Below are 231 nucleotides of genomic sequence, written 5' to 3'. Positions count from 1 at the left end.
GTTTCAAGACTGTTGCGAGCATCGATCCTCTCCTTCCCCTTCTTGTCTTCCTCTTCAAACTCCTCTGCTTCGCGAACCATTCTCTCAATTTCTTCCTGGCTAAGACGTCCCTTTTCGTTTGTAATGGTGATCTTTTCTGATTTACCAGTTCCCTTGTCTTCTGCCTTCACATTTAGAATGCCGTTGGCATCAACTTCGAAGGTCACTTCAATTTGAGGGGTGCCCCTGTTC

Annotated in this window: 1 protein-coding gene; it reads right to left on the bottom strand. The window is 46.3% G+C overall.

Annotated features, from left to right (window positions below):
• A partial coding sequence (locus L9G74_RS24725; protein WP_238899117.1) for an Hsp70 family protein occupies positions 1-231 on the bottom strand: 231 nt, incomplete at both ends.

This window comes from Shewanella electrica, assembly GCF_022321485.1.
GTDB classification, from domain to species: domain Bacteria; phylum Pseudomonadota; class Gammaproteobacteria; order Enterobacterales; family Shewanellaceae; genus Shewanella; species Shewanella electrica.
The sequence above is the reverse complement of the archived record's forward strand: the minus strand, read 5'-3'. Positions and strand labels throughout refer to the sequence as shown.